At 62.7% G+C, this 21,718-nt stretch carries 25 protein-coding genes; 10 read left to right on the plus strand and 15 right to left on the minus strand.

The window, feature by feature from the left end:
- Positions 1 to 44: 44 nt before the first annotated feature.
- From DVK00_RS04465 to DVK00_RS04475, 3 genes are all read right to left on the minus strand, one after another.
- Complete coding sequence (locus DVK00_RS04465; protein ID WP_101351061.1) at positions 45 to 1,148, minus strand: aminotransferase class V-fold PLP-dependent enzyme; 1,104 nt, start codon at positions 1,146 to 1,148, stop codon at positions 45 to 47.
- 218 nt (positions 1,149 to 1,366) lie between these two features.
- The gene (rdfA, locus tag DVK00_RS04470; RefSeq protein ID WP_101351062.1) at positions 1,367 to 1,984 is read right to left on the minus strand and encodes a rod-determining factor RdfA; all 618 of its coding nucleotides are present in this window, start codon (positions 1,982 to 1,984) and stop codon (positions 1,367 to 1,369) included.
- Positions 1,985 to 2,028: 44 nt separating this feature from the next.
- Positions 2,029 to 3,990: an archaea-specific SMC-related protein gene (locus DVK00_RS04475; protein ID WP_121535562.1), complete on the minus strand. Its 1,962-nt coding sequence runs from the start codon at positions 3,988 to 3,990 to the stop codon at positions 2,029 to 2,031.
- Between the two features lie 305 nt (positions 3,991 to 4,295).
- Here DVK00_RS04475 and DVK00_RS04480 point away from each other — a divergent pair, with 305 nt between their 5' ends.
- From DVK00_RS04480 to crcB, 3 genes are read left to right on the plus strand one after another with little or no spacing between them, the layout of a single operon-like run.
- On the plus strand, positions 4,296 to 4,643 hold the full coding sequence (locus DVK00_RS04480) for a hypothetical protein (protein WP_004590827.1): 348 nt from the start codon (positions 4,296 to 4,298) through the stop codon (positions 4,641 to 4,643).
- 2 nt (positions 4,644 to 4,645) lie between these two features.
- On the plus strand, positions 4,646 to 5,029 hold the full coding sequence (locus DVK00_RS04485) for a CrcB family protein (protein WP_121511357.1): 384 nt from the start codon (positions 4,646 to 4,648) through the stop codon (positions 5,027 to 5,029).
- Positions 5,029 to 5,388: a fluoride efflux transporter CrcB gene (crcB, locus tag DVK00_RS04490; RefSeq protein WP_101351065.1), complete on the plus strand. Its 360-nt coding sequence runs from the start codon at positions 5,029 to 5,031 to the stop codon at positions 5,386 to 5,388. The genes DVK00_RS04485 and crcB overlap by 1 nt, the downstream gene beginning before the upstream one ends.
- Positions 5,389 to 5,400: 12 nt before the next feature.
- Here the strand turns inward: crcB and DVK00_RS04495 are convergent, their stop codons facing one another.
- A complete protein-coding gene (locus tag DVK00_RS04495; RefSeq protein WP_101351066.1) occupies positions 5,401 to 6,465 on the minus strand; it encodes an ATP-binding protein in 1,065 nt (354 codons plus the stop codon).
- A 75-nt stretch (positions 6,466 to 6,540) separates the two neighbouring features.
- Here DVK00_RS04495 and DVK00_RS04500 point away from each other — a divergent pair, with 75 nt between their 5' ends.
- Positions 6,541 to 6,987 carry an Ig domain-containing protein group 1 domain-containing protein gene (locus DVK00_RS04500; RefSeq protein WP_101351067.1) on the plus strand — a complete coding sequence of 149 codons (447 nt, stop codon included), beginning with the start codon at positions 6,541 to 6,543 and terminating at the stop codon, positions 6,985 to 6,987.
- Here DVK00_RS04500 and DVK00_RS04505 read toward each other — a convergent pair.
- From DVK00_RS04505 to DVK00_RS04515, 3 genes are all read right to left on the minus strand, one after another.
- A complete protein-coding gene (locus DVK00_RS04505) occupies positions 6,984 to 7,715 on the minus strand; it encodes a protein-L-isoaspartate O-methyltransferase (RefSeq protein ID WP_121511354.1) in 732 nt (243 codons plus the stop codon). The two genes, DVK00_RS04500 and DVK00_RS04505, sit on opposite strands and share 4 nt — an antisense overlap.
- 61 nt (positions 7,716 to 7,776) lie before the next feature.
- Positions 7,777 to 8,400 (minus strand): protein-L-isoaspartate(D-aspartate) O-methyltransferase, encoded by a 624-nt coding sequence (locus DVK00_RS04510; RefSeq protein ID WP_121577325.1) that lies wholly within the window; start codon positions 8,398 to 8,400, stop codon positions 7,777 to 7,779.
- 1 nt (position 8,401) lies between these two features.
- A complete protein-coding gene (locus tag DVK00_RS04515) occupies positions 8,402 to 9,055 on the minus strand; it encodes an HVO_0476 family zinc finger protein (protein ID WP_101351070.1) in 654 nt (217 codons plus the stop codon).
- A 110-nt stretch (positions 9,056 to 9,165) separates the two neighbouring features.
- Between DVK00_RS04515 and DVK00_RS04520 the strand changes: the two genes are divergently transcribed.
- The gene (locus tag DVK00_RS04520) at positions 9,166 to 9,582 is read left to right on the plus strand and encodes a DUF1648 domain-containing protein (protein ID WP_121535567.1); all 417 of its coding nucleotides are present in this window, start codon (positions 9,166 to 9,168) and stop codon (positions 9,580 to 9,582) included.
- Positions 9,583 to 9,768: 186 nt separating this feature from the next.
- On the opposite strand, the gene DVK00_RS04525 is transcribed toward DVK00_RS04520, so the two are convergent.
- Positions 9,769 to 10,722, minus strand: a complete 954-nt coding sequence (locus tag DVK00_RS04525; RefSeq protein WP_121535570.1) for an aminopeptidase — start codon at positions 10,720 to 10,722, stop codon at positions 9,769 to 9,771.
- Positions 10,723 to 10,914: 192 nt separating this feature from the next.
- Between DVK00_RS04525 and DVK00_RS04530 the strand changes: the two genes are divergently transcribed.
- The gene (locus DVK00_RS04530; RefSeq protein WP_101351073.1) at positions 10,915 to 11,979 is read left to right on the plus strand and encodes a type II glyceraldehyde-3-phosphate dehydrogenase; all 1,065 of its coding nucleotides are present in this window, start codon (positions 10,915 to 10,917) and stop codon (positions 11,977 to 11,979) included.
- Positions 11,980 to 11,982: 3 nt separating this feature from the next.
- Here DVK00_RS04530 and DVK00_RS04535 read toward each other — a convergent pair whose 3' ends face one another.
- Positions 11,983 to 12,474, minus strand: a complete 492-nt coding sequence (locus DVK00_RS04535) for a metallophosphoesterase (protein ID WP_101351074.1) — start codon at positions 12,472 to 12,474, stop codon at positions 11,983 to 11,985.
- A gap of 110 nt (positions 12,475 to 12,584) precedes the next feature.
- Here DVK00_RS04535 and DVK00_RS04540 point away from each other — a divergent pair, with 110 nt between their 5' ends.
- Positions 12,585 to 12,836: a hypothetical protein gene (locus tag DVK00_RS04540; RefSeq protein WP_101351075.1), complete on the plus strand. Its 252-nt coding sequence runs from the start codon at positions 12,585 to 12,587 to the stop codon at positions 12,834 to 12,836.
- Here DVK00_RS04540 and DVK00_RS04545 read toward each other — a convergent pair.
- Positions 12,833 to 13,507 carry an RNA ligase partner protein gene (locus DVK00_RS04545; protein WP_101351076.1) on the minus strand — a complete coding sequence of 225 codons (675 nt, stop codon included), beginning with the start codon at positions 13,505 to 13,507 and terminating at the stop codon, positions 12,833 to 12,835. The two genes, DVK00_RS04540 and DVK00_RS04545, sit on opposite strands and share 4 nt — an antisense overlap.
- Before the next feature lie 98 nt (positions 13,508 to 13,605).
- Here DVK00_RS04545 and DVK00_RS04550 point away from each other — a divergent pair, with 98 nt between their 5' ends.
- The gene (locus DVK00_RS04550; protein WP_101351077.1) at positions 13,606 to 14,718 is read left to right on the plus strand and encodes an RNA ligase; all 1,113 of its coding nucleotides are present in this window, start codon (positions 13,606 to 13,608) and stop codon (positions 14,716 to 14,718) included.
- Between the two features lie 14 nt (positions 14,719 to 14,732).
- On the opposite strand, the gene DVK00_RS04555 is transcribed toward DVK00_RS04550, so the two are convergent.
- The 3 genes from DVK00_RS04555 to DVK00_RS04565 all read right to left on the minus strand — a co-directional run bounded on the left by DVK00_RS04555 (position 14,733) and on the right by DVK00_RS04565 (position 17,334).
- Entirely contained in the window at positions 14,733 to 16,574 is a 1,842-nt protein-coding gene (locus tag DVK00_RS04555) for a UvrD-helicase domain-containing protein (protein WP_121535573.1), read from the minus strand.
- Between the two features lie 81 nt (positions 16,575 to 16,655).
- Positions 16,656 to 16,955, minus strand: a complete 300-nt coding sequence (locus DVK00_RS04560) for a hypothetical protein (RefSeq protein WP_053967137.1) — start codon at positions 16,953 to 16,955, stop codon at positions 16,656 to 16,658.
- Positions 16,956 to 16,983: 28 nt separating this feature from the next.
- Positions 16,984 to 17,334, minus strand: coding sequence for a helix-turn-helix domain-containing protein (locus DVK00_RS04565; protein WP_004515333.1), 351 nt, complete (start codon positions 17,332 to 17,334; stop codon positions 16,984 to 16,986).
- A 132-nt stretch (positions 17,335 to 17,466) separates the two neighbouring features.
- On the opposite strand from DVK00_RS04565, the gene DVK00_RS04570 reads away from it, so the two are divergent.
- Positions 17,467 to 17,964, plus strand: coding sequence for a PadR family transcriptional regulator (locus DVK00_RS04570; protein WP_101351079.1), 498 nt, complete (start codon positions 17,467 to 17,469; stop codon positions 17,962 to 17,964).
- A gap of 273 nt (positions 17,965 to 18,237) precedes the next feature.
- Here DVK00_RS04570 and DVK00_RS04575 read toward each other — a convergent pair whose 3' ends face one another.
- On the minus strand, positions 18,238 to 18,417 hold the full coding sequence (locus DVK00_RS04575; protein WP_004515335.1) for an HVO_0416 family zinc finger protein: 180 nt from the start codon (positions 18,415 to 18,417) through the stop codon (positions 18,238 to 18,240).
- A 196-nt stretch (positions 18,418 to 18,613) separates the two neighbouring features.
- Entirely contained in the window at positions 18,614 to 19,186 is a 573-nt protein-coding gene (locus DVK00_RS04580; protein WP_121577326.1) for a YbhB/YbcL family Raf kinase inhibitor-like protein, read from the minus strand.
- Between the two features lie 175 nt (positions 19,187 to 19,361).
- Here DVK00_RS04580 and DVK00_RS04585 point away from each other — a divergent pair, with 175 nt between their 5' ends.
- On the plus strand, positions 19,362 to 21,644 hold the full coding sequence (locus tag DVK00_RS04585; protein ID WP_101351081.1) for a nitric-oxide reductase large subunit: 2,283 nt from the start codon (positions 19,362 to 19,364) through the stop codon (positions 21,642 to 21,644).
- Positions 21,645 to 21,718: the final 74 nt, after the last annotated feature.

Below are 21,718 nucleotides of genomic sequence, written 5' to 3' on the forward strand. Positions count from 1 at the left end.
AAGTCCGGGGCTGTAACGCCAGTCACAACAGGGTGCTGTGAAAGCTATAGCGCGTCGAGCAAGCGGTCGATGTCGTCGGCCGTATTGAACGCGTGGACGGACGCCCGGAGCGCCTCAGGATGAGGGAGTGACCTGATGATAATGCCCTCAGCCGCGAGTCGCTCGACGGTCGCCTCGGGGTCATCGGCGGTGAACGTCACGAGTCCCGACTCGTAGTCACGGGGACTCAGCAGTCGGTCACCAAGCCCGTCCTTGAGCCGGTCGGTCAGCCGTTCGACGCGGGGCTGGATCGTGTCGAACCCGACGGCCTCGACCGTTTCGATGGCATGTGCGAGCGCGACGTAGGGAGCTGGAGAGGTGGTGCCGACCTCGAATCGGCGCGCGCCCTCGTAGTAGTCATAACCGTCAGCGCCGGGGTCTTCGACGCTTCGATAGCCAATGCGGGTCTGATGGAGTCGGTCATACGCGTCCGGGTTGACGTAGAGGAACCCGCCGCCCCAGACGCCCAGCAGCCACTTGTGCCCCGCCGCGGCCACGAAGTCCGCACCCCATTCCGTCACGTCGACGGGATGTTGCCCGACAGACTGGACGGCGTCGACGAGTACCTGTGCGCCCGCGTCGTGGGCCGCGTCGACGACGGCCGAAACCGGGAGTCTGGTCCCGTGAGTCCAAGAGAGTGAACTCAGCGCCACCAGTCTGGCGTCGGCCACGGCGTCGGTCACGTCTGCCATGTCGAGTCGTCCGCCGTCTGTTTCCAGCACCCGGACCTCGATACCGTGGGTGTCGGCCAGTCGATCCCACGGAAGCGTGCCGGCAGGGTGTTCAAGGTCGGTCCGGACTACCACGTCGCCGGGTTGCCAGTCTATGGCCCCTGCGACCGTGTTGACTCCGTCGGCGGTACTGCGAGTGAACGCGACGTTGGCGGCGTCGGTCCCGATATGATCGGCGACGACTTCGCGGGCCGCCGCGATAGCGTCCCACGCAACCGTATAGGGCCCCTCAGCCGCGGGCGCGTCGAAAGCGTGACGTTCGAGAAACGACGTTGCGGCGTTGACCACGGGGCGGGGTGTCGGCCCGCTTGCTCCTGTGTTGAAATACGTACACCGTTCGAGTGCCGGAATCGACGCTCGGAGGTCGCCTGGGTCCATGACCGTTCCAATGGCCCCCGATGTCTTCAGCCCTGTGTGCCCCAGTAAGCAGCTACGACGGCGGATTCCCGGGACGGCAGTACGGTTCTATTTCTACGGCAGCTCGGTGTCCTCGAATCGTTTGTTCCGTTGGATATCACAATTGCTATCGGTTGTTCTACTGCCGACGCGTCGTTGCGGGTACCTCGGCGTAGTCAGAGAGAGTCCAAAGTGTCGACTCAGTCCTGGTGGCACTCACAGCCGCCCTGGTCGAAAAACTCCGCGACGGCGTACTGGCTGCCACAGGACTGGCACAGCACCTGTGCGTCCAGAAATACCTCGAAGTCCTCGATGTCGATGCGGCCCGTATCGCGCAGTTTCTCGATACGCTGGTCGGTGACCGACAGCGTTCGGGTCAAGAGTCGCTGAATACTTTCAAGGTCCTTTTCGATCTTCTCGTCGTCGGACAGCCCCTGATACTCCGCGCCGCGCCATTCCTTCAGATATGACCGGATGGCCTGATAGGTGATGAAATCGGTTTCGAGACGGTCGACATCGACGCCATTGCGCTCGAGTCGATTGACGGTGTCAGTCCGAACACCCGTACTGATGTCGTCACCAGTGAGGTTCTCGTAGGTCGATTCTACGTCACTTTCAAGCGCGCTCAGGCCCGCATCAACCAGTTCACGTTCGAGGAGACGCTTGTTGAAAAACTCCGCCAGATCACGGAGACTCATCCGCTCTTCACCGTCACCCGTCCAGCGAGCCTCCATCTCCGCACCGAGTCCATCAAGTTCATACTCGTCGATAAGTCGAGCGACCTTGCTCGACGGCCGGCCGTCTGTCGTATTCGCCATCTGTTGGTCCCACGTACGGTAACCGGAAATAAAAGACTACGGGGTTAGATCGAGGTGATGCGGTTGAAGTCGTCGTCCAGCGCTTGCGCGTCCTCCGGTAGGAGGGCCACGACGAGATGCTCAGCGTAGTCAGCGAAGTACTCGACGAGTTCGGCGATCCGCGCCGAGTCGATGGCTTCCAGCGAGTCAAGCAGCATGAACGGAACGCTCTCGTGGAGGTCATGGACCAGATAGCCCGCGAGGGCGAAGATGAGGCCGGTCACCTCGCGTTCGCTCTCGCTGAGGTGCTCGATGGTGTCCTCGTAAGCCGCACCGTTCTCGGTGGTTCGAACGATGTGGAGCTCGAACACCGTTCGGTCGACCTTCTGTCGCCCCTCGCGGACGGTCTGCTCGATGCGTTCGATCCAGATTCGTTCGAGGTTCTCGTACTCCAGAATGCCGAGAATGGCGTCCATGTGTTCGTTGAACTGGTCGACGGCGTTGGCTTCGATCTGGTCGATTTTCGTCCGCTTGTCGGTGAGTTCCTCGACGAGGGCGTCGCGCTCTTCACGGAGGTCGTCGGCCCGATTGACCAGCTCCTCGATCTCCTCAATCTCAGCGGACACGTCATCGAGGTCGGACTCCAGACTATCGATCTCGAACTCGAGCTGGTTCGCCTCCCGGTGTAGCGCGAGGATCTCGTCGAAGTCCTCGGATTCGAGGTTGTCGACCTCGTCTTCCAGCGACTCGACATCCTCGGTCAGTTCCTCGCGCCGGTCTTTCAGCGAGGAGACCTGCTCTTCGCGGCGTTCGATCTCCGTTTCGGTCTCCTGTATCTTCCGTTCGACGTTCTCGCGGCGGCGCTGCTTCTTTTCGGCTTCGCGCTGGTCGGTCTTGAGGTCGTCGAGTTCCGACTTGATGTCGTTGAGGTCCTCGACTTTCTGCCGGCGGAGATCCTGCAAACGGTCGACCGTGTCTTCGATCTGCTCGCGGTCGACCGTCGAGCCACACGTCCAGCAGACGACAGATTCCTCGTCCTCGCTTTCGAGAAGTTGCTCTGTCACCGCGCCTCCGGAGCCTTCGGGCGCGTCTTCGAGCGACTGGATGACGTCGTAGTCTTCCTCTTCGAGCCGTTCCTCGTTGTACTGGATCAGGCTCTGGAGGTCGGATATCTCGCTGTTCAGCCGCTGACGCTGGTCACGCAGGCTTGCGATTTCGTCTTCGAGGTGCTGCTGGTCGCCCATCGGCGTCTCTGGCAGTTCCTCCAGTTCGTCTTCGAGGTCAGCCCGTTCGCGTTTCAGCGAGGAGATGCTCTCCTCCTGTGCCTCGATGTCCCGGCGGACAGATTCGAGGTCCGACCGCGTCGAGCGGAGCTCGTCGAGCTTCTCTTCGAGGACATCCTGTTCCTGACGGCTCTCCTCAATATCCCGGCTGCTGTTGTCTATCTCCTCCTCGCGCTCGGCCAGTTTCTCGCGTTTCTCTTCGATCTGCTCGCGGAGTTCGGTCCGGCGCTGTTCGAGGTCCGGAAGGTCGCGCTGGCGGGATTCAACCGTGGCGAGTTCGTCGTTGATTTCGCCTTTCTCCGCTTCCAGCTGTTCGACTTCCGAGCGGATCGCGTCGATGTCGACCGGCCGCATGATGATTTCGCGGAGATCGTCGCCGCGAGCCACCGACCGACGTGCCTCGTTGGTTTCGAGGAGGAACGCGAACAGGTCGGCGACCGATGGATCGTCAAGGTAACTCTCACCGTCAAACTGGACAGCGTCCCCCGCTCGCGTGAGCGTCCGTTCGTACACTTCATCGCCGTACGTGAGGGCAACGCTCCCCTCGTCGGCGTCGCCTTTCAGTGTGGCCTGCGTACTTCCCATCGCCGCCATAATAGACTGTAGAAACGATGTCCGGTTTGTGGCATTCTTCCCCGTCAGGACAGTCACGCCCGGTGGTATATCGACTGCTGTCTCATCGATCCCACCGATATTGGTGACATCAAAATGGGCGACACTAGATCCCTGTTTTGATTCTGGCATTGCTCTGCCGTAGTTGGAGCGGCTATAAAAATAATTTCATTGCCGAAAACCATTTTAGCCATTGGTGTCTCCGACGATGGGTTACTACGGAAGACTCGGCACGATGGGATACACCAGACCGTCGATACGCCGACAGCGATTCCGGAATAACATCTGTACCAATATTATTCCGGTACAGCGTTATCGCCGAGGAAGTTCGGATCGTTCTCGAATATCTTCTGTTTTGTTATGATCTGTAACTTATATCGCTTGTTTTTGTTTTCGACATGCCAATCTATAAGTCGATGTGTTTGGAATCAAGTCCTGTGACCCGCTACGAAACGCTACTTGAGGTCGAACTGGACGAGTGGGACAGTGGGTACGGTGTCTTGCAGATTGTCGATCCGGATGACAGCGACACCGCCGAGTTGCGGTTCTGCTACTTCAATGAAAACGGGAAATTCACGAACCGACCGCTAACGCTACGCCCCGACGAAGAGACGCTAGACCGGACCACGCGAATGGTAGAGAATCTCGGCTACGTCGCCCGGACGTTCGACCCGGCAGAAATCCGTGAACTCGTGGATACGCTCGGCGAAGAGCGAGTTATCGAACTCGCACAGCTCGTCGACACACTCGGTGAAGCACGGCTGGCGGAGATACTCGGAGAGTAAAAATGGCGGATACCAACCCGCTAGTAACGGTCGAAACTATCGTCCTCGTAGGCCTCGGGGGGTTCGCCGGTTCGAACCTTCGGTACTTCGTCGGCCTCTTTTTTCCGGGATTGCAGGGGACGCTGCTGGTCAACGTCTGTGGCAGTTTCGCGCTCGGTGTGCTCGTGTACGAGGGACTGCAGGTCGGTGCACTGGCCAGCGAGACGAAACTGGCCGCTTCGACCGGCTTCCTCTCATCGTTCACCACCTACAGCACGTTCGCGGTAGAGACAGTATTGACGCCTGAGTGGGCTGTTGCGAACGTCGTTGGGAGCTACGCGTTGGGGTTTACCGGCGTCCTTGTCGGCCGTGAAACCGTCCGGCTGTTCACCGGAGGCGAGCGCTGATGGTCGCTATCGAATCGGCGCATCTGGTCGGGGCCGGTGGGGCACTCGGGGCACTCTGTCGCCACTATCTGTCGGGAGCGGTCCAGCGAGAACCGGTCCCGCTCGGGACGCTCACAGTGAACGCAGTCGGAAGCTTCGTTTTGGGACTGGTCACGTTCGCTGGTGTGACCGGTGACGCGGCGTTGCTTGTCGGTGTCGGTGCGTGCGGATCGTTCACGACGTTTTCCTCGTTTTCGGTAGAGACAGTCCGACTGTGGGAGGACGGCTACGTAGGGCTGGCTGTGGGCAACGCTGTCGGGAACCTCGTCTGTGCGCTGGCTGGAATCGGACTGGCCTGGGGCCTCGTGCGGGCCGTGTGACTCATAGAGTCGTCATTTTTCAGAACGTGCCACAGAGCAGTCCTGCTCTCTGTCTGCGCCGAGGTCACTTGCCCGCGGGGTCTCGCCGCCGTGGGGCGTCCGCCGTTCGCGGACAGTCACGTGATGGACGGATTCGGTGCCGTCGTCAACAACGAGCGCGTCACCGGTCGTCTCCGGAAGCCGGGCCGCGAAATCGCCGTCGAGATACGTCGGCTGGGCGGCCTGTAGTGCGTCGATGTCAGCCGTACTCGTCAGTCGGTGTGCGACGAGCAGATCAGTCTGAGAGACGATTGTCGCCGGGACCGCGCTGGGTCGCTGTGTCGCCAGCACACAACTCACACCGGGCTGGCGGCCTCGCGTGACGAGACGGCGAAGCGGACGCCGGGCAACGCCGTCAGTAAACGCGTGGGCTTCGTCGACCAATAGCCACGGCAGTCGGCACGTCTGCTCGGCCACCCGAACGTCGTACAGCGAAGTCGCGACAGCAGCGAGGACCGTGCTGGCTGGTCGAGAGGCCAGTCCCGACAGATCGAACACTGTCAGGCTATCGCTGCACAGCGTTTCTGTCTCGATACCCGCAGCATCGAAGATGTCCCATGACGCGGCGAGCGCGAGATGGTTCGCTGCCGCGCGAGCGGTACTCGCCGCCGCATCCGCATCGGCTACCCACGAGCGCATCCCGTCGAGTGTCACACACTCGCTCGCCGCTCGCCACACAAGCGCGCCTGCACCTCGTTCCGGGTCGAGGCCGAGCACCGTACACCACTGGCGCGGGTCAAGCGCGTTCGCGCAAACGCTGGGATGTATGACCGTCGCAGACACATCCGCAGTTCCGAGCGGCGTGAACGCCCCCATCGGGTCGATGACGACCGGGGCGACCCCCTCAGCGGCAATCAGTCCCTCGGCGAAGACGCCGAGCGTGTACGTCTTCCCCGACCCACGTTTGCCAACGACGAGACCGACGTGTGGCCGGTCGACATCGAGATTGACTGGAGCACTGCTGCTTCCATCGCGGGCCCGATAGTGGCCCAGCCGCGTCGTTGCCCCCGTCGCTTCCCCGCGCCCGAGAACGACCATGCCGGCGGTTGACCCCTTCCGGTATTTGAACGTTCGTCCAAGGGTTCAAATACGAGTTCGGAACCACGCCTGTCCATGTCAGATTCGCTGTGGCGCGACGAACGTGCTATCGAGGGACTGCCGATTCGCCTCGTTATCGCGCTGGTGGTCGGCGTCGCCTGCCTCTCCGTGATGATGAGTACTATTTCGGGAATCGAGACGCTACAAGTGACGGAGATCGACGTTGAGCCACACCCGGAAGTGGCGAATCCGGGGTCACAGGACATCGTTGTCACTGTCGTCGACTCGAAAGGGTCACCCGTCTCCGGCGCAACGGTCGTCGCCAAAAGCGGGACGGCGACGCTCTCGTCAGTCAAGACCGGCGAAACAGGTAGTGCAGGGAACGCGACCCTCTCGCTGTCGCCGTCGCTCGGGCCGAATCAACAGGACGGCACAGTCACGTTCGAGGTGAAACCGCCGGCGGGCAGCAGCTACGAGGACGCCCGCTCGAACACCGACCTGCTCGTCGTCAGGTCGCCCTAGCCGTCCCAGTCTATCCACTCCTGCTCCCAGCCAGCGCGGGACTGGGCCGCCCGGCGGGCGTGCTCGCGGTCCTCGCGGTGAGTCCGGTTGCGCTCGACGGTGTCGGCCTGCTCGCCCTCGACGAGCATTGGCTGGAAGGCGACGGTGCCGTGTCGCTCGACCGACCCGTCAGCGTCGACGACGGCCAGCGACTGCTCGCCGGTTCCCAGCGGCATCACCAGCCGCCCGTCGTCGGTCAGTTGCCGGAGGAGCGCCCTGGGCGGGTCGATTGCGGCGGCTTCCAGCAGGATTCGGTCGTAGGGCGCGTACTCGGGCAGTCCGTCGGCCCCATCGCGGCGGTCGACGAGGACGGCGTCGTAGCCCGCCTGGGCCAGGTTCTGGCGCGCTTCGACGACGAGCCGCCGCGTGATGTCTATCGCCTGTACGTTGGCCGCGCCAACGTGTTCTGCCAGCACCGCGGCCGTGTAGCCGACGCCGGCACCGACCACGAGCACGTCGTCGTCTTCTTCGGGCGACAGGGCTTCGAGCACTCGGCCGGCGGTGCTGGGCGAGAGCACGCGCGTGCCAAGGCGTTCGAACGGGCGGTCGGAGTAGGCCTGTTGCTCGCCGACGAAGGCCTCGCGGGGGACGGCGCGCATCGCTGTCGACAGCCACGCGCTCCGGACGACACCCTTACTGTCGTGTTGCAGGCTGTCGACCATGTCGTCCCGCAGTACCGCCGGATCCATATCACTATATTCGGCCAGAGCTATATCAATGGCGCGACAACGGCCACGTCTGTCGAAACCGCTACTGGAGCGGGACGAATCGAACCCCGCCGTGGTCGACTCTGTTGAGCGTGCCGTCAGCCTGTTTCTCCGCCCGGATAAGGCGCTGTTGTCCGTCGCCGAGCGGGGCTAGGAGGACGCCGCCGTCGCGGGTCTGGTCGACGAGCGGACCGGGGAACTCCGGCGCGGCGCAGGTCAGGTACGTTCGGTCGTAGGGCGCGTGTTCGGACCACCCCTGCTTGCCGTCGCCGTCGCGAACGGAGACGTCTCCGTAACCGGTCACTTCGAGTGTATCACGGGCCTCGTCAGCCAGCGATGCGTGGTACTCCACACTGTAGACGTTCTCGGGACCGACTAGTTCGGCGGTCACCGCGGCGTGGTAACCACATCCCGTACCAATCTCCAGTACCTGATCCCCGGGAGATAGGTCGAGTAACTCGGCCATGATTGCGACCATGTGCGGCGCAGAAATCGTCTGGCCCGACCCAATCGGGAGCGGGCGGTCGGTGTAGGCGTCGTGTCGCCTGTCGGTCGGGACAAACCGGTGGCGGGGGACCGACGCTATCGCCGCGAGGACGGTCTCGTCGGCGACCCGCTCTCGGAGACGGTCAGACAGTCGCGACCGCTGTCGGTCCCAGTCCGCCATCCTACCACGCCGACCACGCCGTGGTCGACTCGTCTCTGACGTACAGCCGGTTGATGTCCTTCGCGATACCCATGTCGCCGTCGTGGTCCATGTTCTCGTGGTCGTAGCCGTGGGCGTCGTCGCGGACGTGAATCCCCTCAACGGTGAACTCCTCCTCGCCGAACTCCTCGGTTTCGCCGACCACGAACTCGTAGTCGCCGGGGACGTGGAGCTTGAAGCTCTCGGTCTCGTCGTGCGTGCCGTCTTTCGGGTGCATCGTGACGTTGACCGAGACGTTGCCGACGGCCCGCGACCAGATGGTTTCGACGTCCTCGGCGGCCGCCTCGTCTTCGCGGCCGTCCGCGGTCTCTAAACTGGTAATGCGGGCGGTCACGACGGCCTCTTCGGTCTCCAGTAAGAACTCCTCGCCGACGGACAGCTCTTCTTCGGCCGGCACGTCGACCTCTGCGGTGAAGGAGTCGCCGTCCTGTGAGACGACAACGCTTCGCTCTAGTGTCTCCTCCTCTGGCAGTTGCTCCTTGTGGACGTGGTCACAGTCCGTACAGCGGACCGTCACGTGGCCGCCCGGCTTCAGCACCTCGTGAACCGTTTCCAGGTCCGGCGAACAGGCCGGACACGGGAGGGCGATGCGGTCGCCCGGTGTAGCGTCTGTCATATGCAGGCGTTGACTGCGCTCCCGTAAATGGTCGTCGCCACGGCGCTGCTCGTGGTTCTGTCTCGCATAGTCACGCTGCCTTTCTTGAGCCGCCGGATCGAACGACAGGTATGGCGCGCCGACAGAGCCGTGCCGACATCGTAAGCGGTGCCATCATCGCCCTGACAGCCATGGCCGGTGTGGCGGTCTGGTCTCGCCTCCCCGCCGAAGTCGCGGTTCACTTCTCCGCGTCGGGCACGCCCGATAACTACGTCTCGAAGCCGGTCGGTGTCGTTCTCATGCCGGCGCTGATGCTCGGAACCCTCATTGTGTTGAAAGGGGCGTTCCGCTACGACCCGCCGGACGTGCCGCAAGTAGCGGCCACGGTCACCGTCGCAACGATGGCGTTCATGGGGGCGATACACGGACTCGTGCTCGCTTGGAACCTCGGCTACCAAGTCCCGTTCGACCTCGTCCTCGTCGGATCTCTCGTCTGGGCGGTGCTCATCGTCGGATATGCTGTGAAGATGGAATACGAACACGAGTAGGAGAAACCATCAGCGGTCGGCATGGGCGACCCACGCTTCCATTCCTGTCTGTCGTGACTCCGTTCTGGCCCCGGGTCGGTCACTCTACACGAGGAAATGTCACTGCCACATCTGCCTCGCGGTTCATTTTACTCACCGCTCGGCTCCGGGAGGTCTACGACCTCCCCGTGTTCGCGGCGTTGCCGCTCACTTTACCCGAGGAAGTTCCACTTCCTCCCCATCCGCATACACGGTCGGCTCCGTCAGAATTCCGTCCAGATGGATCGGCGCGTGCACGTCGCCACCCATTGCGTGGTCGTCGCCGATAGCGATGTGGACAGTGCCGCCGGCCTTCTCGTCTAGAAGAACAGAGCCGACGAGTTCGGTCACAGCGACGTTCGTGCCGATACCCAGCTCTGCGAGATTGTACGCGTCTTGGCCGACTTCCTCGGCAGCGTCCTCGACCTGTGCGCGGATATCGGGGTCGTCGATGTCCGTGACGTAGCCGTCCTCAACCTCGAAGGTGAGACGCTTCCCGTCGAGTTTGCCGTGGGGGCGCATCGTCCCGTCGACGACGAATGTGCCGTCGGCCGTCTCAGGGGCGAGGAACACCTCGCCAGCGGGGAGGTTCGACATCTCGCCAGCCTCGTGGACAATGCCGGTGTCCATGTGCCACTCGCGCGCACCGATGCCGAACGTGATATCGGTCCCTTGGGGTGACGTGACGCGAATTTCCTCAGCGTCTTCGACCTGCGCCAGCACGTCCTCGCAGTGCTGTTCGATACGGTGGTAATCGGCGTCTAACCCCATGAGGAACACGCCCTCACTAATCCCGGGCAGGGTCGCGACGCGGGCACCGGCCTCGTTGGCGTCGGTTCGGGCTTCTGTGTGGCTCAGGCTCTTCGTCGTGGGCGCGAGTACGACATCAGCGGTCTTCATCGCGCCGGCGACCGGCGCGGGCGGCTCTGCGCCGTGTTGCTCACCCGGCGGATAGCGAACGAAAACGGAGTCGTCAGTAATCTCTGTGGCGACGCGATACAGCGCTTCGCCGATTGAGTTCCGCTGGTCATCAGTGACGACCGCACACGATTCGTCAGGCTGGAGGTTCAGACACTGTTTGACGGCAGTCTCGGCGGGCGCGCGAAGCGACGAGTTGTCCATACAACTAAGTGCGTACTCCGCCTGAATAACTCTTGATAGACTGCCGGCGTACGCCGCCGAAACACACTACAGCTCAGTGTTTTCTGATAATTTGTGTTAAAAGTTCACAATGTCCAGAGGTACAACTATCTGAGTTAATTTCTCCGTATATTAATCACAAAGAATATACTCTCCCCGGAGGAAAGGACGTGTATGCTCCACGTGGGCATCAACGGCTTCGGCACCATCGGGAAACGCGTCGCTGACGCGGTGCGTGTCCAGCCAGATATGACAGTTGCGGGCGTCGCAAAGCGCTCGCCGAACTTCGAGGCAACTATCGCAGACGACCGCGGCTACGACCTCTACGCCGCGGACGGCCGCGAACCGTTCGAGGACGCCGACCTCGCGACGGCCGGGACGGTCCATGACCTCATCGAGACGAGCGACGTGGTCGTCGACACCACGCCAAGTGGCGTCGGCGCGGCTAACGCGTCGCTGTATACCGAGCACGACACGCCAGCCATCTTCCAAGGTGGGGAAGACGCTGCTGTGGCAGATGTGAGCTTCAATGCTCGCGCCAACTACGAAAATGCGGTCGGGGCTGACACGGCCCGCGTTGTCTCCTGTAATACAACAGGCCTGTCACGCCTCCTCGCACCGCTCAAGGAATCATACGGCGTTGAAAAATCACGTGTGACACTGGTCCGGCGTGGTGCTGACCCGGGCCAGACCGGTCGCGGCCCGATCAACGATACACTTCCCGACCCCGTCGAAATCCCCTCCCACCACGGTCCTGACGTCCAGACGATTTTTCCCGACCTCGACATCGACACGATGGGAATGAAGGTCCCGACGACGCAGATGCATACCCACAGCGTCAATGTCACGCTGGAAAGCGAGCCAACGACGGAAGAAGTCACGTCCCTCCTCGCCGACGAGTCGCGCCTGTTCCTTATCCCTGAGACGCTTGGTATCGACGGTGCGGGGAAGCTCAAGGAGTACACTCGCGACGCCGGTCGTCCGCGCGGTGACGTATGGGAGAACTGTATCTGGGCCGAATCCATCACGGTCGAAGGACGGGACCTCTACCTGTTCCAGGCCATCCACCAGGAAGCCGACGTGGTGCCCGAGAATATCGACGCCGTCCGCGCACTCTCCGAGCGGACCGCAAGCGCCGAAAAGAGCATCCGACGCACCGACGAAGCTCTCGGCGTCGGTCGCGGCCTCGTCGAACACGACGGCAGCCCACAGCGCGTCGACAGTCACGCCGACGACTGATTCTCACCCCAGTTCGTGGAATTCGACCTCGCCGGTCACCGTCGAGAGCGTCGCAACCGAGAACGGCTCAGGGGCCGGCGGAATCGAGATGCCGCCGGGATTGATTCGTTCCGTCCCCCCGCGCTCCTCGTGGCCGCGTTCGTGGGTGTGCCCGTGGAGCACGTAGTCGTAGGTGCCACACTCGACCAGCGCGTCGACGATCTCGCCGCTGGTGCCGTGGTACATCGCGATGTCGTGGCCGTCGACGGTCACCTCGCCCATCTCGCCGAAGTACGTGCCGAAGTCCGCGACGGTGGACTGGACCGCCCACTCGCCGTCGTTGTTGCCGCGGACGGCGTAGAACGACCAGTTGCGGTCGAACGGCGTCACCGAGAACGGAGCGACGAAGTCGCCACAGTGAACGACCGTCTCACAGCCCGCATCAACGAATGTCTCGACTGCGGCTTCGACCTGCGACACGTTGTCGTGTGTGTCCGAGACGATGCCGATTAGCATACCAGCGACGTTTAGCCGGCAGCGACTTGAACGTATGTCCCACGAACTGGTGTGGCCGCGGGCGTCACGCAGGCGCGGTGCTTTTGTTCGGGCACCGTCTACAGCGACCGATGGCACGGGGGCTCATCGGGACAATCGAGCTGATGGTCGCGGTCGTACTCGCCGCGCGGGTCACCCTCCTCGGCGTCGACAACATCGCCCGCGGCCAGACGACAATCGGTGCAGTCTTTCTCGGGTTAGCCGCCGCCTTACTGGTCATCGAGTGGGTCGCCCCCTCCCCGACGGACATCCCCGGCGCAATCGTCGGACGGGCGCGCAGCGCGCTCCCCGGCGGTAACTCGCCGGACCGTGACGACGATTAGGTCTCGTCGCGCCAGCGGTCCGGGTCGTCGGCCGCGAGGTACTCCCTGAGAAGCGACGGGAAGTTCCGCCCCTTGAGATACCGCAGGCCGAAGTCCTCCGCCCAGTTGATGATGCCCTGGTCCTCCGTGACGACGCCGGCGTCCAGTTCCTGTGCGAGTATCAGGAGGTCGAAGTCCTCGCGGGAATCGAGCACGCCCTGCCGGAGCGTGTCCCGGTACTCGTCGCGCAGGTCCGAGATGACCTTGTCCACCTCCGTCATGTGGTCGTGTTCCTCGACCGTTTCGGCCCGCGACTCCTCGGCTTTCCGGACGGCCTTCTCGGAGACGCGCAGACCGCGGTCCACCCGCTCGGACATCTCGTCGATGAACTCGTAGACGTGGGCCGCCGGAATCCGTACCTCGTGGTGGGCCGGGGACTTCGTAATGACCCACGTGTCCAGTTTCGTCAGCACCTCGTCGCTGATGGCCCGGTCTTCGAGCATCGTCGTCAGTTCCGCCTGTATCGACGGCGGCATGTAACAGGAGATGTTGTGGACCAGTTTCGCCTCCGAGATGAGGTCGAGCAGTTCCAGGCAGGCCGCCTCCAGGTCCTCGTCGCCGCTCCTGATTTCCGGGGTGAGAAACAGCGACGTGTCGAGGACGAACCGTTGTTTGAGCGGGCGGTCGACCATACCGGCGCTACGGTAGCCGGTAACTAATGCCCTCTGGCGAGTCCCGCCGGGCGGGACGCGCCAGCAGAATTTTGGTGTCATGTCAACAACCCTCACGTATGTCGAGAGACTGGGGGTCGCTGTTCGACGTCGACGCCGACCCCGCGGACCTGCTGGAACACTTCGACACCGAGTGGTTCCGCGGCCAGCGGTACCGACACCTCAGCGACGAGCGCCACGGCATCGAGCGCGGGACGGCGCTCGTCGACGACGTGGTCGTCCGGGGCTACCCGTCGATGCCGCGCGCGCTCGTCCTCGAACCGGCGGTTCGGGAGACCTTCGAGGGACCCGTCGCCATCGAGGAGAAACTCAACGGCTACAACGTCAGGGTCGCCCGAATCGACGGGGACCTACTCGCGTTCACCCGGAGCGGGTTCGTCTGTCCCTACACCACGCGGAAGGTCGAGGCGCTGCTCGACGCCGAGGCGTTCTTCGACGACCACCCCGAGCACATGCTGTGTGGCGAACTCGTCGGGCCGGAGAACCCCTACACCGACCACGAGTACAGCGAGGTCGAGGAGGTCGGATTCTACGTGTTTGGGATCCGCCACCGCGAGAGCGGGACGCCGATGGGCGTCGAACGGCGCCTCGACCGGTGTGAGACCTACGGCCTCGAAAGCGTCGACCACTACGGGACCTACACCCCGGCAGCGGCCGTCGACGTCGCCCGCGAACGGATCGATGATCTGAACGCTCGCGACCGGGAAGGCGTTGTCTTGAAATCGACGGACGGGAAGACGGCGCTGAAGTACACGACGAGCGCGATCCATCGGGCCGATCTTGAACACGCGTTCGAACTACCATTCGACTACGGGCGAGACTTCGTTTTCACCCGCGTCATACGGGAGGCTTTCCAGGCCGTCGAGCGCGGCGAGTCGCCGGCAACGATTCGCGAGCGGGCACAGGAGTTGGGTGAAGCCATTCTTCAGCCTGCAGTCGAAACAATACGGGCGGTAGACAGAGGTGACCCGGTCGGCGAAACACACACCGTTCGTGGCGACCCGAAAACCATCGCCGACCTGCTGTCGTACTTCCGCGATCAGGGCCTGGAACTCCATATCGAGCGTGACGAGACGGATGGCAACCAGCGGGTTGTCACGTTTACCAAGGTCGCCCAGTCGACGCGTGACAAGACGCGATACTACCTAGAGGGTGGGACCATCGACGAGTGAGAAGAGTGACCGCTTCAGTCGGCCGCGATGGTCTCACTGGCGTCGTCAAGCAGTTGCTCGATGGAGCGGTCGCTTGGCTCGTTTTCCAGCAAGACGTCGATAGGGAGCGTCGGCGCGCCGTCGACGAGGTTCTCGAGTAGCACGAGTCGCTCGCGAGCGCGGGACATCCCGACGTAGAACACACGCCGTTCGTTGTCGGTCAGCGTCGGCACGGGACTGGTGTGTTTCGTGAACTCATCCATACCGGGTACCTCGATACCCTGCTGGTCGACCGTGGCGGCCATCTGCTCGACGACTTTCTCCGTGAGGTCCGTCGCGACGAACACGTGATCGGCCTCGCGACCTTTCGCGGAGTGGATGGTGCCCACGCGGACGCGGTCGGCGTCCATCCCGGTGTAGTCTCCGCTGAAGTACGCGTCGACGGTCCGCTCCTGGAAGTTTGTCACTTTCCGGAGCATATCGCCCGCCGAGGCCGCGTCGGGGAGGAACGGAACGTGCTCATGGACCACGTCGGGTTCGATCTCGATGTCGGCGATGTCCTGGTCCTCGTGGGCCTCGTCTATCTCTTCGAGCGCGTCGAAGAGGTCGTCGCGCTCGCCGGTGCCGAACGCGGAGTCGACGAGCATGTCGGCGAGGCGGCGGGCCTCAAGCACCGTCAGCGGCTCGTCGGCCTCGACGGCTTCGAGCCCGTTGACGTACTGGGTGAGCCGGTCGGTCCACATCCGCTGGTCGGTGAGACAGGAGAAGGGGATTCCGTTGTCGATGAACTCGTCGATGAACTGGAACATCTGGTAGCGGGCCCGGAACAGGACCATCACCGTCTCGTCGGACTGCTCGATGGTCCGGGTGACGTTCCGCGAGAGGTCGAACATCGAGGGGTTCTGGACCGCTTCGACGCGACCGCCCTCCTTGCGCGGATTGAGGTCTTTCTCCTGGCGCTTCTCGATGTGGCGGACCTCGCGGTTGACGACGTTGAGGATGCGCGAGGGGAGCCGGTAGGAGTTGGGCAGCACCTCGTCTTGGGTGACGACTTCCTCAAGCAGGAGGTCTGGGTCAGCGCCCTGCCAGGCGTAGACGACCTGGTCGTCGTCGCCGGCGATGAGCACCCGCTCCATGTGTGGTTTCCACTCGTCGTACACGTCATACTGCAGCGTCGTGATGTCCTGAAACTCGTCGATAATGAGGTAATCGACGTTGGGGAGCAGCGAGCGCTGGGCGACCCGCTCGAGCATATCGGCGAAGCCGGTCAGGTCGTTCTCGCCCTTGTAGGTGCGCCAGCCGCGAATGGCGCTGGGGACATCGACGCGGTCGTCGTCGGTCGGCCAGGTCGGCGTGTACTTGTTGCCGGTCTGGGCGTTGTCGTCGATTTCCGGCGGGAGCCGGACCTCCTCGTCGTCCCACTTGAAGGGGACGTCGTACCAGTCGGCCACGTCGCGACGGGTCCGCTGGAGCCACTGACTGGTCGCAATAATCTTGTTCCCGAGGGTGGTCGAGCGGGCCGACCGACGCCGAGACCCCTCGTACTCATCCTCGTAGTCGATACCGAACTCCTCGCAGAAGGCCTCCTTGTCGTCTTCGCCGACGACGTCGCCACGGGAGAGGTTCAGCAGTTCGTACGCCTTCGCGTGCATCGTACAGACGTTCCCGCGGAGAGCACGAGGAGACAGGCCGAGTCGGTCCGCGAGTCGCTCACGGATCTCGGCGGCCGCCGCACGCGTGTACGAGACAACCAGTACATCACGGAAGTCTACGTCGTCGTCTTCCAGCAGTTCGTCCACGCGGTCGAGCAGCGCCGTCGTCTTCCCGCTACCGGGCCCACCGAACAGGCGGACAACCTCGGTGGTCGAATCAGTCATTGAACATGTAGTGGAACCGCGGCCAAATAAACAACGTGCTTTACCGGGACGACAACTGACCGGTGCACCCGAACGGATTTCTCACCGGTACAGCGACACGTACAGCATCGCGAACCCGATGATGAACGGGATCGTCTCTGCCATCTGGAAGAACACGCGAACGATGGCACCGGTCTCGCCGGCGCTCAGTTGTGTGATAACGCTGGAGATGGCGACACCCATACTGATGAACGCAAACCCGACAAACGCGTACTGGAGGCGTTCCGACGGCCGCTTCCGGTAGGCCTGGAAGCTAATCAGCGTGATACCGAGTGTCAGCCCGAACACCACCATCCGCATCAGGATGAGCGCGCTACGTGCGATAGTCACGCCGGTCGTCATGTGGTCACCCGTCCACTGGTCGACACGCTCATTCCGGGTTCAGCTCGTCCCAGAGCTGACTAAACCGGTCCGGGAGGTTCTCTTCCCGATAGATGCGTACTTTATACTCCTCGTCTTCGAGCGAGATGACCGTCGACTCGAAGTTGGACTCGTACACCTTGTAGTGATTCCCGTCCTCGGCGACGAGCGTCCGGTCGGTGACGAGGTCGTACTCGTCGAGCAGTTCGATACGTCGATACACCGTTGGCAATGAGAGGTCACACTCCTCCGCGAGTTCCTTCGCCGACTGCGGTTCTCGGCTGATCGCGGCGAGTACACGGCGTGCGTGCTGGTCGCCGATCGTATCGAGAATCTCCTCGATGCTCTGTTCCTCAGCCACTACACCAAGATTCGCGTCATATTATATAAGCGTTTTCGAGCACTGTGGTGATTTCACGCTCAGAAAACACTGCCCCGTTTATATTATGATAGCCCCTGTAGCACTCACTGCGGATTGCGTTCAGGTGAGACGATGTCCGGAGACAACCTCCGTCGCGTGACGACGGGCAAGATGCAGGGCCAGAGCGCCGATGAGCGAGTGACCCCTCTCGGCGATACAGAGCGCCCGGAATCGCATGACCCACCCAGTCGTGACGCCATCACGGAGTCGTTGTTGGACCCGGTCATTGACGACGTCGTCAACGGCGAAACCGCGGTTGATGACGGAATCGTCACACAGAGTCTGGAAGAGATTCTACTGGCGATGATCGCAGTCGCCGATGGTGGCACCCACGGGACCGGACTGATGGAGGAACTGGACGCCCAGTTCGGTGCCGAACTGAGTCCGGGGACAGTGTACCCCCGGCTGCACGAGTTAGAAGCGGATGGCACGCTCCAGATGCACGAACTCGTCCAGACGAAACAGTACGGAATCGCGGACGATGCGGCTGCGAAAGAGCAGATCGCGACGTCTGCGTACCAACATCTCGCGCTCGGGCTGTTCCTCCATGCGGCGCTTGATTCGCTGTAACCACCACAGGCCGGTCAGTCCGCCGACACACGACCCCCCAATTGTCGGTTCTGAACCGGTCGGCCCGCCGGCACACGACCCCCCAACCGTCGGCTGGCCACGCAAAGACTCCCCATTTCCTTCTACACTGTAGCGCAGTTCCGACTGTCTGTACCGGTGCTGTCCCGACAAGCGACGGCGTGAGGTGCGACTCGACAGAGAGCAAACTGCCGGTTTTGCCGGTCGCTACTGCCGCTGCTGGATGAAGGTGGAAGACCGAAAAACGGAGTATCCTTACCGTACCGGTGTCCAGCCACACACCGAGCACTGTGCCGCTGTCGACTCGTGAAGACCGCCGCAATCAGGGCACTGCTTCTTGTTATAGCTCTCTTCCCAACCACTCTGGTCCACGTCGTGGCCACGCTGGGAGAGGAACTCGTCGAACATATCGTCACTACTCGGTGCGGACGCCATACATGATATGGTATAACACATCAGTATATAGGTTTAATGGTATTGTGAACCATTGCCACAATTAGCTGCGCGCCACACAGCATGCACTGGTCGGTCACAGCGAGCCGTGTCACTCAAGAGCCGTCCAAACGGCAGACAGCAGATAGGCAGTCGTTCAGACGATGTACTGGATTCGGGTGGGCCGCGAACTCACACGTTAGCTGTCGGTCCCGGCCGGGTGGGTGTAATCAACAGTGAGACGAGTGCTTGCGATAAGCGCGTTCGCGATGGTCTCTGACGCTTCTTCCTGTTCGGTTCCGCCCTCGATAGAGAGTTTCTCACCGAGTGCGTACACCTGAAACCGGTGTTCGTAGGGCTGTCCGGCCGGTGGGCACGGCGGCTCATACCCCGGCTCGTTTGGGGGCTGTGTTCCCTGTCGAGCGCCGCCGAGCGTATCGAGGGTCGGTTTGCGGGGGAGTCCGGCCGGAATCCGCTCGGTCTCCGGCGGGACGTTCCACAGCGTCCAGAACACCGGCTGGCTGAACACGCCGCCGTCGTACTCAGCCGTGACCGCCAGCGCCGCCGTCGGCTCCGGGACACGCTCTATGACAAATGGAGGCGAAACGCCCTCGCCGTCACAGGTGAATCGGGGCGGAAGCGTGTCCCCGGAACTGAACGCGGGGCTCGACACTTCGAAGGCCGGTGTTGTGTCGTCCGACTGCTCGGTACAGCCTGCGCTCCAGACCAGTGCAGACGCCCCGAGCGTCTGGACGAAGCGGCGACGGCGCATACCAGAGTGAGAGTGGCAGGTAGTAATCTGCCTTGTGATACCCCGCTACGTCCCACGTCGAATCCGGGGACAGAACACCACTGGTCCCTGTCAGGGCGAACATGTTCTCCCCCGTCGCCAGCGACTGGGAACGTCTTACCCCCTTCTTATTTTGGGGTACTGGAGTTCCAACCACATGGAGCTCAAACGCAAAACAATCGCGAAGGTAATCGCCGCCGCGTTCGTCTTCAACCTCGTCGTCATGGGGGCCGGCGCGTGGATCGCGTACCAGGAAGCGCCGCCAATCCCTGAGGAAGTCGTCGGACCCGACGGCGAGACCGTTCTCACGGGTGCGGACATCCGGGAGGGCAAGAAGACGTTCCAGAAGAACGGACTGATGAACCACGGGTCGATTCTCGGGAACGGCGCGTACTACGGCGCGGACTACACCGCCGACGCGCTGGAGTTGAAAACCCAGCACATGCGGACCTATTACGCCGAGGAACGCTACGGGACCGAGTACGACTCGCTGTCGACGGCTGAACAGGCTGCCGTCGACGATGACGTCAAACAGGACCTCAGCGGGGAGTACGACGGCGGGAACATCGAGTACTCCGCCGCAGAACTGTACGCCCACCAGCAGGTCCGTCAGGAGTACGTCGAGCGGTATCACGAGGGGAGCCACGAGCGGGGCGTCCCCGAGGAGATGATTGACTCTGAAGCCGATGCCCGGCAGTTCGCCGACTTCGCCATGTGGACGGCGTGGTTCTCCCACACCGACCGTCCGGGCGGCGAACACTCCTACACGAACGACTGGCCGTACGAGCCCGCCGCCGGGAACGATGCGACCGGCGCGGCGATGACTTGGAGCGTCATCGCGATGGTCCTCCTCGTCGGTGCTGCCGGTGGCGGAATCTGGCTCTACAACGCCGTCAGCCTCCCTGAGCCGTCCGCCGGAGACCTCTCGGTGCCCGAGCCGGGCGACGTGAGCATTTTCCCCAGCCAGCGGGCCGCCCTGCGGTTCATCCCGGTCGCCGCCGGGCTGTTCCTCGCGCAGGTGTTACTCGGTGGGTTGCTTGCGCACTTCTACATCGAACGGGCCGGCTTCTTCGGCATCGAGGAAATCTTCGGCGTCCACATCCTCCAGCTACTGCCCTTCGCTATGGCGAAGACATGGCACATAGACCTGGGCATCCTCTGGATAGCCGCGACCTGGCTCGGCGCGGGCCTGTTCCTCCCGCCGCTGCTGACCGGCCACGAACCCAAACGCCAGTCGACCTACATCGACGCGTTGCTCGTCGCGATTGTCGTCGTCACCGTCGGCGGCCTCGGCGGCATCTGGCTCGGCTCGCACGGTTACTTCGGCGACCTCTGGTGGCTCGTCGGCAACGAAGGGCTAGAGTACCTCGAAGTCGGGAAGGTCTGGCAGGTCGGGCTGCTCGTCGGCTTCGGTCTGTGGGCCGTCCTCTCGATTCGCGGTCTGAAGCCGCTGCTGGACCGCGAGCCAGTGTTCGGCCTCGCACATATGATCCTGTACGCTGGCGGCTCCATCGCACTGCTGTTTACCGCCGGGTTCTTCTTCACTCCGGAGACCAACATCGCCGTCACGGAGTTCTGGCGCTGGTGGGTCGTCCACATGTGGGTCGAAGGAGCCTTCGAGTTCTTCATCGTCGCCATCATTGGCCTGACGCTAGTGTCGATGAACCTGCTCAGCCGCCGTAGCGCCGAGAAGGCAGTCATGCTTCAGGCCTTGCTGGTGATGAGTACGGGCGTCATCGGCGTCTCCCACCACTACTGGTGGGTCGGCATGCCCGACATGTGGGTCCCCATCGGGAGCGTGTTCTCGACACTTGAACTGCTCCCGCTCGTGTTCATCCTCTACGAGGCGCTGGGCCAGTACCGGGCGATGTCCGAGACCGGCGGGTTCCCCTACAAACTCCCGTTCATGTTCATCATCGCCAGCGGGGTCTGGAACTTCGTCGGGGCCGGCGTGCTCGGCTTCTTCATCAACCTCCCGCTCATCAACTACTACGAGCACGGCACCTACCTCACCGTCGGCCACGCCCACGCCGCGATGTTCGGGGCCTTCGGCTTCCTCGCGCTGGGGATGGTCACCTACATGCTCCAGCTCGCCATCAAACCCGGTCGCTGGGACGGGTCCTGGCTCCGGGCGGCGTTCTGGTGCTGGAACGTCGGTCTGGCGCTGATGGTGTTCGTCTCTGTTCTGCCCGTTGGCTTCCTCCAGCTGGAGGCGGCGTTCACCGGCAGCTATGCCGCAGCCCGGAGCGTAGCGTTCTACAACCAGCCGCTCGTCCAGACGCTGTTCTGGGCGCGACTCCCCGGTGACACGCTCATCATTCTGGGGACAGCCATCTACGCGGCCGACCTGATCCGCAAGCGATTCGTCCTCCGGGCATCCGAGGACGACCCCACAGTCGAGGACATGGCCGTCGCCGAGGGTGTGATGAGCGACGACTGAACCACTGTCGGATTTCGGCTGTGCGTCGTCACAACCGAAACACGACTTGGCGGACAGAACCGAGAAGAAAGTGA

The organism is Haloarcula sp. Atlit-47R (assembly GCF_003665985.1).
Classification (GTDB): domain Archaea; phylum Halobacteriota; class Halobacteria; order Halobacteriales; family Haloarculaceae; genus Haloarcula; species Haloarcula taiwanensis.

Coding starts and splice junctions, on each gene's coding strand:
- DVK00_RS04510 (WP_121577325.1), bottom strand. CDS start 8,400: ATGGCGGACTGGGACCGACAGCGGTCGCGACTGTCTGACCGTCTCCGA.
- DVK00_RS04505 (WP_121511354.1), bottom strand. CDS start 7,715: ATGGATCCGGCGGTACTGCGGGACGACATGGTCGACAGCCTGCAACAC.
- DVK00_RS04520 (WP_121535567.1), top strand. CDS start 9,166: ATGGCGCGCCGACAGAGCCGTGCCGACATCGTAAGCGGTGCCATCATC.
- crcB (WP_101351065.1), top strand. CDS start 5,029: ATGGTCGCTATCGAATCGGCGCATCTGGTCGGGGCCGGTGGGGCACTC.
- DVK00_RS04585 (WP_101351081.1), top strand. CDS start 19,362: ATGGAGCTCAAACGCAAAACAATCGCGAAGGTAATCGCCGCCGCGTTC.
- DVK00_RS04540 (WP_101351075.1), top strand. CDS start 12,585: ATGGCACGGGGGCTCATCGGGACAATCGAGCTGATGGTCGCGGTCGTA.
- rdfA (WP_101351062.1), bottom strand. CDS start 1,984: ATGGCGAATACGACAGACGGCCGGCCGTCGAGCAAGGTCGCTCGACTT.
- DVK00_RS04575 (WP_004515335.1), bottom strand. CDS start 18,417: ATGGCGTCCGCACCGAGTAGTGACGATATGTTCGACGAGTTCCTCTCC.
- DVK00_RS04535 (WP_101351074.1), bottom strand. CDS start 12,474: ATGCTAATCGGCATCGTCTCGGACACACACGACAACGTGTCGCAGGTC.
- DVK00_RS04530 (WP_101351073.1), top strand. CDS start 10,915: ATGCTCCACGTGGGCATCAACGGCTTCGGCACCATCGGGAAACGCGTC.
- DVK00_RS04495 (WP_101351066.1), bottom strand. CDS start 6,465: ATGGTCGTTCTCGGGCGCGGGGAAGCGACGGGGGCAACGACGCGGCTG.
- DVK00_RS04545 (WP_101351076.1), bottom strand. CDS start 13,507: ATGGTCGACCGCCCGCTCAAACAACGGTTCGTCCTCGACACGTCGCTG.
- DVK00_RS04580 (WP_121577326.1), bottom strand. CDS start 19,186: ATGCGCCGTCGCCGCTTCGTCCAGACGCTCGGGGCGTCTGCACTGGTC.
- DVK00_RS04550 (WP_101351077.1), top strand. CDS start 13,606: ATGTCGAGAGACTGGGGGTCGCTGTTCGACGTCGACGCCGACCCCGCG.
- DVK00_RS04485 (WP_121511357.1), top strand. CDS start 4,646: ATGGCGGATACCAACCCGCTAGTAACGGTCGAAACTATCGTCCTCGTA.
- DVK00_RS04570 (WP_101351079.1), top strand. CDS start 17,467: ATGTCCGGAGACAACCTCCGTCGCGTGACGACGGGCAAGATGCAGGGC.
- DVK00_RS04560 (WP_053967137.1), bottom strand. CDS start 16,955: ATGACGACCGGCGTGACTATCGCACGTAGCGCGCTCATCCTGATGCGG.
- DVK00_RS04465 (WP_101351061.1), bottom strand. CDS start 1,148: ATGGACCCAGGCGACCTCCGAGCGTCGATTCCGGCACTCGAACGGTGT.
- DVK00_RS04525 (WP_121535570.1), bottom strand. CDS start 10,722: ATGGACAACTCGTCGCTTCGCGCGCCCGCCGAGACTGCCGTCAAACAG.
- DVK00_RS04475 (WP_121535562.1), bottom strand. CDS start 3,990: ATGCCAGAATCAAAACAGGGATCTAGTGTCGCCCATTTTGATGTCACC.
- DVK00_RS04500 (WP_101351067.1), top strand. CDS start 6,541: ATGTCAGATTCGCTGTGGCGCGACGAACGTGCTATCGAGGGACTGCCG.
- DVK00_RS04555 (WP_121535573.1), bottom strand. CDS start 16,574: ATGACTGATTCGACCACCGAGGTTGTCCGCCTGTTCGGTGGGCCCGGT.
- DVK00_RS04515 (WP_101351070.1), bottom strand. CDS start 9,055: ATGACAGACGCTACACCGGGCGACCGCATCGCCCTCCCGTGTCCGGCC.